General features: G+C 39.3%; 12 protein-coding genes and 3 pseudogenes. 14 read left to right on the top strand and 1 reads right to left on the bottom strand.

The genetic code is table 11. The annotated features are described in order from the left end of the window. The first annotated feature begins 108 nt into the window (after positions 1-108). From rpsF to LA20531_RS05995, 14 genes and pseudogenes are all read left to right on the top strand, one after another. Positions 109-405, top strand: a complete 297-nt coding sequence (gene rpsF, locus LA20531_RS06055; protein WP_005723612.1) for a 30S ribosomal protein S6 — start codon at positions 109-111, stop codon at positions 403-405. A gap of 45 nt (positions 406-450) precedes the next feature. Further along, complete coding sequence (gene ssb / locus LA20531_RS06050) at positions 451-972, top strand: single-stranded DNA-binding protein (protein WP_013436847.1); 522 nt, start codon at positions 451-453, stop codon at positions 970-972. 28 nt (positions 973-1,000) lie between these two features. After that, positions 1,001-1,237: a 30S ribosomal protein S18 gene (rpsR, locus tag LA20531_RS06045; protein ID WP_003549366.1), complete on the top strand. Its 237-nt coding sequence runs from the start codon at positions 1,001-1,003 to the stop codon at positions 1,235-1,237. Between the two features lie 168 nt (positions 1,238-1,405). After that, positions 1,406-3,427 carry a DHH family phosphoesterase gene (locus tag LA20531_RS06040; protein WP_056940283.1) on the top strand — a complete coding sequence of 674 codons (2,022 nt, stop codon included), beginning with the start codon at positions 1,406-1,408 and terminating at the stop codon, positions 3,425-3,427. A 14-nt stretch (positions 3,428-3,441) separates the two neighbouring features. Beyond that, entirely contained in the window at positions 3,442-3,897 is a 456-nt protein-coding gene (rplI, locus tag LA20531_RS06035; protein WP_056940282.1) for a 50S ribosomal protein L9, read from the top strand. 29 nt (positions 3,898-3,926) lie between these two features. After that, a complete protein-coding gene (gene dnaB / locus LA20531_RS06030; protein WP_056940281.1) occupies positions 3,927-5,321 on the top strand; it encodes a replicative DNA helicase in 1,395 nt (464 codons plus the stop codon). A gap of 225 nt (positions 5,322-5,546) precedes the next feature. Next, entirely contained in the window at positions 5,547-6,494 is a 948-nt protein-coding gene (locus LA20531_RS06025) for a phosphate/phosphite/phosphonate ABC transporter substrate-binding protein (protein ID WP_056940280.1), read from the top strand. Positions 6,495-6,597: 103 nt separating this feature from the next. Further along, complete coding sequence (locus tag LA20531_RS06020; protein ID WP_056940279.1) at positions 6,598-7,527, top strand: DegV family protein; 930 nt, start codon at positions 6,598-6,600, stop codon at positions 7,525-7,527. A 118-nt stretch (positions 7,528-7,645) separates the two neighbouring features. Next, the gene (locus tag LA20531_RS06015) at positions 7,646-8,524 is read left to right on the top strand and encodes an ROK family protein (protein ID WP_056940278.1); all 879 of its coding nucleotides are present in this window, start codon (positions 7,646-7,648) and stop codon (positions 8,522-8,524) included. A gap of 145 nt (positions 8,525-8,669) precedes the next feature. Further along, positions 8,670-8,861, top strand: a complete 192-nt coding sequence (locus LA20531_RS06010; protein WP_056940277.1) for a CsbD family protein — start codon at positions 8,670-8,672, stop codon at positions 8,859-8,861. A gap of 48 nt (positions 8,862-8,909) precedes the next feature. Further along, positions 8,910-9,080: pseudogene (locus LA20531_RS11905) on the top strand (GlsB/YeaQ/YmgE family stress response membrane protein); the annotation flags it as partial. Positions 9,081-9,131: 51 nt separating this feature from the next. Then, positions 9,132-9,740, top strand: a pseudogene (locus tag LA20531_RS06005) (replication initiator protein A); the annotation flags it as partial. A 225-nt stretch (positions 9,741-9,965) separates the two neighbouring features. After that, positions 9,966-10,247 carry a type II toxin-antitoxin system RelB/DinJ family antitoxin gene (locus LA20531_RS06000; RefSeq protein WP_003660204.1) on the top strand — a complete coding sequence of 94 codons (282 nt, stop codon included), beginning with the start codon at positions 9,966-9,968 and terminating at the stop codon, positions 10,245-10,247. A 46-nt stretch (positions 10,248-10,293) separates the two neighbouring features. Further along, the gene (locus LA20531_RS05995; RefSeq protein ID WP_010620892.1) at positions 10,294-10,479 is read left to right on the top strand and encodes a hypothetical protein; all 186 of its coding nucleotides are present in this window, start codon (positions 10,294-10,296) and stop codon (positions 10,477-10,479) included. Positions 10,480-10,563: 84 nt separating this feature from the next. Here the strand turns inward: LA20531_RS05995 and LA20531_RS11595 are convergent. After that, positions 10,564-11,144 (bottom strand): annotated as a pseudogene (locus tag LA20531_RS11595) (IS5 family transposase); the annotation flags it as partial. Positions 11,145-11,323 lie beyond the last annotated feature (179 nt).

Below are 11,323 nucleotides of genomic sequence, written 5' to 3'. Positions count from 1 at the left end.
TAATTTTTTGTTTATATGCTAGAATTAGAAATTGCGAGTAATATTCCAATTACTCCTTGTTCTTGATTTTAGCAAGAACCATATAGTCCAAAAGGAGGTGCAATAGTCATGGCAACTACAAAGTACGAAGTAACTTACATCATCAAGCCAGATGTTGACGAAGACAACAAGAAGGCTCTCGTAGAAAACTACGACAAGGTTATCGCTGATAACGGTGGTACTATGGTAGAATCCAAAGACTGGGGCAAGCGTCGTTTCGCATATGAAATTGATAAGTATCGTGAAGGTACTTACCACATTATGACTTTCACTGCTGACAACGCTGACGCAGTTAACGAATTTAGCCGTTTGTCAAAGATTGACAACGCTATCTTACGTTCAATGACCGTTAAGTTAGACAAATAATTTTAATTTATTATCGATGTGATTTAGGAAAGGAAGGACATAAGTATGATTAATAGAGTTGTACTTGTTGGCCGTTTAACACGTGATCCTGAATTGCGTACTACTGGGAGCGGAATCTCGGTTGCTACGTTTACTCTTGCTGTTGACCGTCAATTTACAAATAGTCAAGGTGAGAGAGGCGCAGACTTCATTAGCTGTGTAATCTGGAGAAAGTCAGCAGAAAACTTCTGCAACTTTACTTCTAAAGGTTCATTAGTTGGTGTAGATGGCCGAATTCAAACCAGAAGTTATGATAATAAAGACGGGCAAAGAGTATATGTAACTGAAGTTGTTGTTGATAACTTCGCATTACTCGAATCACGCAAGGATCGTGAAGCCCGCGGTCAAAATGGTGGTTATACACCAAATAATGGAAATAATAGTACACCAAGTACTAACAATTTCCAAAATAATGGCGGATCACAAAACAATAATCCACAGAATAATAACAATCAAAATAATGCACAAGATCCATTCGCTGGATCAGGTGATACGATTGATATTTCTGATGATGATCTTCCATTCTAAAAATAAATTTAAGAAAGGATTCTAGAACATGGCTCAACAAAGAAGAGGTGGCCGTCGTCGTCGTAAGGTTGACTACATCGCAGCTAACCACATCGATTACGTTGACTACAAAGATGTCGATCTGTTGAAACGTTTTATCTCAGAAAGAGGTAAGATTTTACCACGTCGTGTTACTGGCACTAGTGCTAAGAACCAACGTAAAGTAGCTAATGCAATTAAGAGAGCTCGTATCATGGGCTTATTGCCATTCGTTGCTGAAGACTAATTTAGATCGAATAAAAACCAGAGGTTAGGAGATATTCTCCTAGCCTTTTTTCATATCAAATCTGAGTGAATACTTGGATTTGATTTTTTAGTTTCAACCTTTTCAATACAGGTACTTAATAAGGTATAATTGACACTGATATAGTTTACTCTTATAGGAAGGATCTTCATGAAAGATTTTTTACATAAGCTTGAATTGCCTGAGTTTATTAAGGATTCAAGATTAACAGCTTCCATGATAATCATTTTGTCGCTTTCCTTACTGGGAAGCGTAATTACAATGATTATGAATCCGTTATTCGGGTTGGCAATGGTATTGATTTTTATCCTTACCGTTGCTTTTGCAATTTATGGAACCTATATTTTGGCAGGCAATGCGAATAACTTCGCAGTCAACTTGTCTTACCGCATAAAGCGTAGTGAGCAAGAAGCAATGATCAAGATGCCTTTGGGTATTTTGCTGTATGATTCTGATCACCAAATTCAATGGGTCAATCCATACTTGCAATTGTATTTGAAGGATACGGATTTGGTAGGGCATACTATTGAGGCTGTTGATCCGGACTTAAATAAGCTGCTTAATGAAGCAATTGAAGCTAAAACCTCAGAGAATCATATCGTCGATTGGGATGGACATCGCTTTGAGATGGTGGTTCAAGATAACTTGGGCGTAATTTATCTATTGGATATTACGCGCTATGCAAAAATTGAAGATAAGTATAAGGCTGAGCGTCTAGCTATTGGTCAAATCTTCATCGATAACTACGATGAATTGAGCGAAACCATGCATGATCAGGAATTGACCAGCATGAGTTCCTATGTGCAAAACACATTGAGCAATTATGCTAAGAAGTTTAAGGCCTATTTAAAGCGGATTGATGAAGATCATTTCCTGTTGCTGGTTCATATGCAGGATTTGGCAGAAATGGAAAAGGACAAGTTCTCCGTTTTGGATAAGGTGCGCCAAGAAACTAGCCGTAACAATACTCCATTGACCTTATCGATGGGGATTGCCTTTGGCAGTGATTCATTATCCGAAATTGCTAACCAGGCTCAATCCAACCTAGACTTAGCACTGGGCCGAGGCGGGGATCAGGTTGTTTTGCGTCAGCCAGGTAAGGATGCCCGTTTCTACGGTGGTAAATCCAACCCAATGGAGAAACGTACTCGTGTTAGAGCGAGAATGGTTTCTCAAGCAATTAGTGAATTGTTCAAAGATGCAGATCGTGTCTTCGTAGTAGGACATCAACGTCCTGACATGGACTCTGTCGGTAGTGGTATTGGTGTAGTAAAATTGGCTCGTCTTCACGGCGTTAAAGCCAATTTCGTCCTTGATACCAATAAGACCAATTATGACGTTGGTCGTTTGGTTACTCGGATGCAACAAAAGAATCAGGATAAAGATATCTTTATCAGTCCTGAAGAGGCTTTGTCCAAGGTTACCGACAAGTCAATGTTGGTAATGGTGGACCATTCTAAGTATTCAATTACTTATTCACAACCGTTATATGACCGGTTGAAAAACAGAATTATCGTAATTGACCACCACAGACGTGGCGAGGAATTTCCAGAGAATCCAATGCTTACATATGTTGAACCATATGCATCGTCTGCCTGTGAATTGGTTACCGAAATGATTGAATATCAACAGCCAGCTAATGGCAAGCGAGTATTGACTGACCTTGAAGCAACAGCCATGCTTGCTGGTATCGTTGTTGACTCAAAGGAATTCTCACTTAGAACTGGTACGAGAACCTTCGATGCCGCAAGTTACTTGCGTTCAATCGGTGCCGATTCAGCCGTAGTAAGCATGTTGTTAAAAGAAGACATTGATAGCTTCCTTGAACGAACTCACTTGGTCGCAACGCTCAAGATGGTTAAGCCACATATGGCCGTACTTTGTGGTCCTGATGATAAGATTATTGATCCGATCATCACCGCTCAAGCGGCCGATACTGCGCTTGATTTGGAAAATGTAGGTGCAAGCTTTGCCATTACTAGACGTAGCTCAGATACGATTGGTATTTCTGCTCGTTCAATGGGCAAGATCAATGTTCAAATTATTATGGAAAAACTCGGCGGTGGTGGACACCTTTCAAATGCGGCAACTCAGATCAAGGGTGTTACTATTGAAGAGGCAAAACAAAAATTTCTTAAAGCAATTGATGAATATGAAGAAGAAAATGATTAAAGGGGGACCCAAGAATGAAAGTTATTTTTACACAAGACGTTAGAGGTCGAGGCAAGCGTGGACAAGTTAAGGAAGTTCCAGATGGCTATGCACAAAACTATTTAATCAAGCGTGGTCTTGCCAAGGCAGCTACTAAGGGTAACATGAACACTTTGAAGCGTGTTGAAGCTAACGAAAAGGCTGCTTATGAAGCAGAAAAGGCTGAAGCCGAAAAGATTAAGGCAGAACTTGAAAAAGACAGCACTATTGTTAACTTCAAGTCAAAGGCTGGTAACGATTCTCGTTTGTTCGGTTCAATCTCAAGCAAGAGGATTGTTGAAGGCCTTGAAAAGCAATACGGTATCAAGATCGATAAGCGTAAGTTGAACCTTCCAGAACCAATCAAGACTTTGGGTTACACTAACGTTCACGTTAAGTTATTCAAGGGCGTTGAAGGAACTATTCGCGTTCACGTTACTGAACAAGACTAATTATTTTTATAAAAAAGTGGTTGTGATTGATGGATAATATTGTTTCTCAACAAATTCCGCATGACTCCGACGCTGAAAAAGCCGTTCTAGGTGCGATTTTCATTGATCCAGAAGCGATTGCGGATGCTAGTGCGGTCGTCCAGCCTGAAGATTTTTATGAACGCGCGAATCAGATTATTTTCCAGGCAATGCTGGACTTGTCTGATCGTAGGGATGCAATTGATCCACTGACTCTTCAGGATGAGCTGAATAAACGTAATCAGCTTGATGATATAGGTGGCATTGGCTATGTTTCAGAATTAGCAATGTCCACGCCAACTGCGGCACACGTTAACTTTTATGCACAAATTGTGCACAGAAAGGCCTTGCTCAGAAGACTGATTTCAGCCAGCCAAAATATTATTACTAATGCCATCAATGGTTCAGACGATGTAACAGATATTCTTGATGACGCGGAAAGCGAGATCATGAATGTTTCGTCTGAGAACAACACCGGTGGCTTTAGATCAATTAAGGAAGTTGTTAACTCAACGATTAATGATATTAACAACTTGCCTGAAGATAATAATATGGTTACGGGGTTGCCAACCGGTTTCTATGAGCTGGATAAAATGACTACTGGTTTTCACGATGACGAATTGATCATTATTGCCGCTCGTCCTGGTGTTGGTAAAACTTCTTTTGCATTAAATGTGGCCCAATATGTCGGTTTACACACTGATAAATCTGTGGCGATGTTCTCACTAGAAATGAGTGGTGAACAGCTTGTACAAAGAATGTTAGCTTCTGAAGGGCTGATTGATTCACAGCATCTTAGAACTGGTCAATTAGATCAGGAAGAATGGCACAATTTGGTTATGGCAGCTGGATCACTAGCTGGCACCGACATTTTCATTGACGATACGCCAGGTATCAAAATGAGTGAAATTCGTGCCAAGTCACGGCGACTGGCTAAAGAAAAAGGTAATTTAGGTTTAGTTGTTGTCGACTACTTGCAGCTGATTGAAGGTCCACGTAGTGAATCACGGCAACAAGAAGTTTCCGCAATTTCTAGACAACTTAAGAAGCTTGCTAAGGAGCTTCACGTGCCTGTCATTGCCCTTTCACAGTTGTCACGGTCAGTTGAGCAGCGTCAAGATAAACGGCCTGTATTGTCCGATATTCGTGAATCTGGGTCAATTGAACAGGATGCCGATATTGTTTCGTTCCTTTATCGTGACGACTACTATCGTGATGAATCCGAAGATGGTGAAAATAGCGGTAGCAGTAGTGAAGTCGGAGCAGAAGACGATAACGGTGAAGTTGAAGTAATTATTGAAAAGAACCGTTCAGGTAGTCGTGGGACTGTTAAATTAATGTTCTCGAAGCCATATAACCGCTTCTCGAACCTTGATTATGCTCATGATGATCCTGATGGCAATTAAGCACATGTTAAAAGCATGTGCTTTTTTATTTATTAAGAGTATTCAAAATCCGAATATTAAGTGATGAGCGTTGATATCACAGTAAATATAAAATAAATATCAGAACAATAGTCATAAATATAAATAATATAATTCGCATTTTATATTGAAATCTAGCATTTATTCTGTTATACCTATTTATGTGATGAAACTTATTAATTAATTTTTTGGAGGAATTTCAGGTTTATGAAGTTTAAAAAAGTATTAGTTGGAGCTTTAGCAGTTTTAGCTACTGTTTCACTTGCGGCATGTTCGAACAATCAAAAGAGTAGTTCATCTTCATCAAATGAACCAAAAGAATTGAATGTCGAATTCGTACCAAGTACTCAAGCTAACAAGATGGAAGCTAAGGCCAAGCCACTTGGAACGCTTTTACAAAAGCAATTGCACATTCCAGTTCACGTAACAGTTTCTACAGACTACAGTGGTTTGGTTGAAGCTATGTCATCTAAGAAAGTTGACGTTGGTTTTATGCCACCATATTCTTACATTCTTGCTCATAAACGTGGAATTGCGGACGTACTTTTACAAGCTGAACGTTACGGCTATGATGAACCATCTGGTAAGATGAATCACACTTTAATGCACAAGTACCGTGGTATGATCGTGGTTAAGAAGGGTTCTAAGATCAAGTCATGGAAAGACCTTAAAGGTAAAAAGATTGCCATTGGTGACCCAAGTTCTGCATCCGGTTACGTTTATCCAGTTGCGGAACTTTACAAGAAAGGCTTAAACGTTACTAAGGAATGTAAACTTGTTAACATCAAGGGTGACGACCAAGAAGTTCTTTCAGTATTGAACGGCGACGTTGATGCTGCATTTGTCTTCTCAGATGCACGTAATATCGCAGCTCAAGATGATAAGAAGGCCATGACTGACGTTGTGCCAATCTACTTCACTAAGTGGATTTCTAACGATACCATTGCAGTTAGAAAGGATATGCCTAAGAAATTTAGAGCCAAGCTTTCTAAAGCCTTCAAGAACATTGCCAAGTCTAAGAAGGGTAGAAAAATCATTGAAAGTATCTACAACCACTACGGCTATGTAGATGCAAAAGATTCAGACTTTGATGTTTTGCGTCAATACCAAAAGATCGTTAACAAAGCTACTGGCGGCAGCAGTAATAATAACTAAAGTTGATTATTAAAAAGACCTGCTTTTTTAAAAGCAGGTTATTTTTTGCTAAAAGCTATCTGAAATCGGTTAAAATATAAGTAACAATCAAAGGAGAAAAATTATGAAAATTGCTGTTTTAACCGATAGCTCAGCTTATTTAACTAAAGAGCAACAAGAAAAATATCATATTGATGTTTTGCCAATTCCAATTATCTGGGGCGATAAGACTTACCGCGATATGATCGATATTGGCTATGGAGAATTTTATAAAAAATTGGCTGATGAAAGTGAATTGCCTTCAACTTCACAGCCTTCCCCAGGTGACTTGCAAAAAAGAATAGATGAATATGTAGAGCAAGGCTACACTGATGTGATTGTAATTACCTTGTCTAGTGGTATTTCTGGTTATTATTCAACTGTTAAAAGTATTGCGAATAGCGAAACTAGAATCAAGATTCATCCATTCGATAGCAAAATCACCTGTGCTGGTGAGGCCGATTATGCTATGCTGGCGGGCAGCCTAGTCGAGGCTGGAGCCGACGTTGATTTAATTATGCATGATTTATCTGATTTGCAAAAAACGATGGATGTGCGCTTTATGGTGGACAATTTGAGCCACTTGAAGAGAACAGGTCGACTTTCTAACGCTGCCAGCTTTGTGGGAACATTGTTCAAAATTAAGCCAATTCTTTCAATGGATGTGCAAGATGAAGGTAAGATCTCTGCAATTGCTAAGGAAAGACAAACTAAACGTGCATATAAGCATGTGCAAAATGATTTTGACAATCTAACTAAGAACATGCCATACAATATTCAATGCACAATTTTTGATTCACTTGATCCTGATAAGAAAGAAGAATGGATTGAAGATTATCGTGCTAAGTTCCCTAGATATAAGTTCGATGAAAGTATTATTGGGCCGGTAGTTGGTGTCCATGTAGGACAGGGAACAATGGCAATGATTTGGTGTCGTGATCTTGATGACTACTTTGATAAAAATGGTAAGCCAATTGAAGAAATCAATTCTGAAGAAGTTGTAGATAAAGCGTAAGTAAACAAAATTAATTACATACATATGAAAGCCTTTACATATAAAGGCTTTTTTCTTTATAATATTATCAGCACAAAAACTATTCGGAGATAAAAACATACAAGAAAAGGATAAGAAAATGGCAGAAAAGAAATATGTCGGTAGTATCGAAGCCGGTGGTACAAAATTTATCGTAGCAGTTCAAGACGTTGAAACAGGCAAGGAAGTTGCTCGCGACAGAATTCCTACTACAACTAATAAAGAAACTTTACAAAAGACAGCTGATTTCTTTAAGAAGCACCCAGTTGATGCATTGGGTATCGGTATTTTTGGTCCAATCGACATCAACCCTAAGTCACGCACTTATGGTTACATTTTGGACACTCCTAAGCCAGGCTGGTCAGGCACTAACGTTAAGGGCTTCTTTGAAAAAGAACTTGGCATTCCAGTTGCAATGACGACTGACGTTAACGCATCTTGTTACGGTGAGTACGTTGCCCGTGGCCGCGATGATTCAAAGAGTTACTTCTACGCAACTGTTGGTACTGGTGTTGGTGCAGGTATTGTTCAAGCAGGTAAGCTTCTTGGTTTGAACAACCACCCAGAAATGGGTCACATGCTCGTTCGTCGTTATCCTGGTGATGACTACAAGGGTCACTGTCCATTCCACAACGACGCTTGTGTTGAAGGTATGGCAGCTGGTCCAAGTCTTGAAGGCAGAACCGGTATCCCTGGTGAAAAGCTTTCACGTGATAACAAGGTCTTCACTTATTCTGTATACTACATCGCACAAATGCTCTTCAATGTTTACATGACTGCTCGTCCAGATGTAATGGTTGTTGGTGGTTCTGTATTAAATGAAGATGACCTTGTTAAGGTTAGAAAGTTCTTCAATGAATTTAACAACAACTATGTCGCAACTCCAGATTTGGACAAGTTAATCGTTCGTCCAGCCGTTGCCAACAACGGTTCCGCAACTCTTGGCGACTTTGAATTGGCAAAGAATTTACTCAAATAAAAACACACGATTTACTTGAATAAGCAATAAAAAGGCTCAGCACGTTAAGAAAGACGTAAGCTGGGTCTTTTTTGACGTAATTAGGGATAAATCAGCGTAGTATTAACTATAGAACGTATCACGTTATTAACGAAAGGAGCCGCTTATGAGTAATATGGATAGTGGCTTAAAAGACAAAATAATTGGCAAGGCTAAAGAAGTTGAAGGTAAATTAACCGGAGACAAGTTGCGCGAAGTAGAAGGCAAGGCGCAAAAGACAAAAGGTAAAGTAAAAGCTAAGGCCAAAAAGGTAAAAGATGATATAGAGGCAGACCATCAAATCGATGAAGACTGCTAATAGGATTATCCTTGAAAAAATTAATTTAGTTAGAAACATGGTGATCCTATGATTTATTGGATTTGGGTTTTAATTGTCGGAGCTATAATAGGACTGCTTGCCGGTGTTATAACTGGTAGGGGTGGTTCAATGGGCTTTCTTGCTAATATCATAGCAGGACTTGTTGGCTCAACGCTAGGCCAAGCAATCTTTGGCTCCTGGGGACCGCAAATGGCTGGGATGGCAATAGTGCCGTCGGTACTAGGGGCAGTTATCTTGGTATTAGCAATTTCGTTTGCTACGAGCGAAAGTCTAAAAAATAGACCTTCGCGGGAGACCGTTGACGACACCCCGCAAACCCTTGCTACGAGCGGAAGTCTAAAAAATAGACACGATCTATATAAAGACTTTAAAAACATAGATACTAATAGATACAATATAGATACTCAAAAGTTGGACTTTTCCACAGCCCAATTCTCACCAGCAGAACTAGAAAAGCAAAACAAGGATTTGGTGAACCATGCTAATGACTTCCTAACTGATGAAGATAGTGGCTTACCAGTTTTCTTAGAACCCGAAGCTGTTCAACTACTTAGCTTTTTGTGCCGTACCCCACAACAAATGCGGCGCTTCATTGGCATTATCTTAAATGCTAAGTATCGAGTTGAGAAGGATCACAAAGATATTGGCGTTCTAATCCCACTTGATGATGAAGAACTTAAACCTTTGATGACTAAAGCACTAAGACGCTACTTTAACGCCCTAAGAAGCAATGAGAAGCACATCAAGAACGTTGAGAACTACTTGTATGGCACCATGCAAAACCTATTTGGCGTTTGGTGGAATAAACAAGCGGCTAGAGAATATGCGGCCAAACACCCTAACGATGAGCGTGCTTAAAACTAAAAAGCTATATAAGGCCATTTAAGCTGTTTTAAACAGATAGAGCATATTATACTAAGCTGGTCTTAAAATGTTCCTATGGACGTTTTAGAAGCCTTATATTGATTGCTGTTGCTAAAGGGGCAGCAAACTCAAATTCACAGCTTTTAAAAGACTTATATAATTGAGATGGTACTCAAAGATTAGTATAATGTGAGTAGCAATAAAGGGGGCGAGAAAATCATGGCAGTTAAGGAAAAGAAACGCGTACAAGTCCAGATTGACAAAGAATTGGCAGATAATACCGAAGCCGTTTTAAGCCAGTTAGGTCTAAACCCAACTACCGCGATCAATATGTTTTATAAGCGGATTGTTGCTAATGGTGCCTTACCTTTTAATGTGTCTTTAAGCGAAGAAGAACGAGCTAATTTACGCTTTTTAAAGGCTACCAAAGAGACACCAGTCACCGAGTTTAAAGACGCTAAAGAGGTCGCTGATTGGCTCAATGATCCAGATGAGGACTAATGACTTATCAGATTAAATAAATTAATAACTTGGAAGTGTGATGAACATGAAAGATACAATCACAATTAATGACTTTTTTGAAATTGCCAAAGAAACTGATTTAAAAGATTTACTTGATAAGTCATTACATGAGCCAGACCCAGAAAAGCGCAAAGTATATGACGCTTTATATACCTACTTTTTAGATAAAAGGCAAGATGAGGTTATTAAGCGAAAGGACTTTGTCCGTTGATAGATAAACCCCAATATATATTGAGGAATTTTCCTTGGATAAACCAAAATATTACTTATCCAGAAAAGGTGCAAAAGCAGTCACAAAATTTTGGCCGGTATAACCACTATCAACCATCATGGTTCGAACCAATTTAAACTGCTCTAAATTAAGGGTAACGAGTGCAATCGCCCCGTCACGATCAGTGATGTTAGCCCGGGTAATATGGATTGCTTGCGGGAAGCCATTGATGTCGACGGCTAAATGCCGTTTAATTCCCGAGATCTTCTTACCACCATCGTAACCCTTATTTTCAGCGGTAGCGGTGTTCTTGATACTTTGGGCGTCTAAAATGACGAACGAAGTTCGTGCTGATCGCCCTTGCCTTAATCTTCGATCAGCGACAATTTTTTTAAAACCTGAGTTAATAAAGCTGGTTTATCAGGGGTGGGGGCTTTCGACCAATTCATCCAATAGTAGTAAACAGTGGACCACTTTGGAAAATCAGCCGGCAAATCACGCCAAGTACAACCATTTTTAAGGACATAGAGCATGGCACAGAAGATATCATAAGGATCAATGTGTTTTGGATGAGTTCGTTTTCTTGAAGCTTCCAGATCCTGGCGGATCAAATCGAATTGTTGCCGAGAAATATCGCTTTGGTAATGATGACTAAAATGTTGCATATGATCACCAACTTTTTTGACAGTAGTTTATCAAATTACTTGGTCAAAATCAAAGATACTAAACAGCTTCTAAAAAAGCCAATAACCACACGCCTTTGGCGTGATTATCAGCTTTCAAGTTTCAGTTACTAAAACTAATACTGACTATAAAACAGAAGCAAAAAAATTTTCGATTTTTA

The sequence above is a fragment of the Lactobacillus amylovorus DSM 20531 genome, assembly GCF_002706375.1.
Taxonomy (GTDB): Bacteria; Bacillota; Bacilli; order Lactobacillales; family Lactobacillaceae; genus Lactobacillus; species Lactobacillus amylovorus.
The sequence above is the reverse complement of the archived record's forward strand: the minus strand, read 5'-3'. Positions and strand labels throughout refer to the sequence as shown.

What these genes read in the sequence shown, in the direction of transcription:
- rpsF (WP_005723612.1), top strand. Translation starts at nt 109, where the DNA reads ATGGCAACTACAAAGTACGAAGTAACTTACATCATCAAGCCAGATGTT.
- ssb (WP_013436847.1), top strand. Translation starts at nt 451, where the DNA reads ATGATTAATAGAGTTGTACTTGTTGGCCGTTTAACACGTGATCCTGAA.
- rpsR (WP_003549366.1), top strand. Translation starts at nt 1,001, where the DNA reads ATGGCTCAACAAAGAAGAGGTGGCCGTCGTCGTCGTAAGGTTGACTAC.
- LA20531_RS06040 (WP_056940283.1), top strand. Translation starts at nt 1,406, where the DNA reads ATGAAAGATTTTTTACATAAGCTTGAATTGCCTGAGTTTATTAAGGAT.
- rplI (WP_056940282.1), top strand. Translation starts at nt 3,442, where the DNA reads ATGAAAGTTATTTTTACACAAGACGTTAGAGGTCGAGGCAAGCGTGGA.
- dnaB (WP_056940281.1), top strand. Translation starts at nt 3,927, where the DNA reads ATGGATAATATTGTTTCTCAACAAATTCCGCATGACTCCGACGCTGAA.
- LA20531_RS06025 (WP_056940280.1), top strand. Translation starts at nt 5,547, where the DNA reads ATGAAGTTTAAAAAAGTATTAGTTGGAGCTTTAGCAGTTTTAGCTACT.
- LA20531_RS06020 (WP_056940279.1), top strand. Translation starts at nt 6,598, where the DNA reads ATGAAAATTGCTGTTTTAACCGATAGCTCAGCTTATTTAACTAAAGAG.
- LA20531_RS06015 (WP_056940278.1), top strand. Translation starts at nt 7,646, where the DNA reads ATGGCAGAAAAGAAATATGTCGGTAGTATCGAAGCCGGTGGTACAAAA.
- LA20531_RS06010 (WP_056940277.1), top strand. Translation starts at nt 8,670, where the DNA reads ATGAGTAATATGGATAGTGGCTTAAAAGACAAAATAATTGGCAAGGCT.
- LA20531_RS06000 (WP_003660204.1), top strand. Translation starts at nt 9,966, where the DNA reads ATGGCAGTTAAGGAAAAGAAACGCGTACAAGTCCAGATTGACAAAGAA.
- LA20531_RS05995 (WP_010620892.1), top strand. Translation starts at nt 10,294, where the DNA reads ATGAAAGATACAATCACAATTAATGACTTTTTTGAAATTGCCAAAGAA.